This window comes from Streptomyces graminilatus, from assembly GCF_001418565.1.
Classification (GTDB): domain Bacteria; phylum Actinomycetota; class Actinomycetes; order Streptomycetales; family Streptomycetaceae; genus Streptomyces; species Streptomyces graminilatus.
The window spans coordinates 20,211-20,614 of record NZ_LIQQ01000308.1 but is presented as its reverse complement, the minus strand read 5'-3'; positions in this window follow the sequence as shown (position 1 = coordinate 20,614).

Below are 404 nucleotides of genomic sequence, written 5' to 3'. Positions count from 1 at the left end.
GCCGCGCTGTTCGACTGGGGTCCGGGCGGGCGGGAACAGCTGGCGGCGGTGCACGCCGCCCGGGAACAGCTGGGTCTGCCTGCTGCTCAGCGCCAACCGGTCACCGAACTCCCCCGCGATGGAGGCTGGCTGTGACCCGCCCGGCTGGCCGACGTCGCTCCACCTCGCAATACCAGGCAGATCCCTCCGCACCGCCTCCGCAATCGCCACGGCGGCATCTCCGTCCAACGAGTGGCTGGCGAGTGACGAGACGGCCCGGCCGTGCCCGCCTGGCCGGAAGACCGGATGGGGCCCCTGGCCCATATGTCTGTCAGCAAAGGAACAAGGAACCGTACCGAATGACCACAACCGTCGGCGCGTCCGCGCCCTCCCTGTGGCCCCACCAGCGCGAAGCCATCGACGCC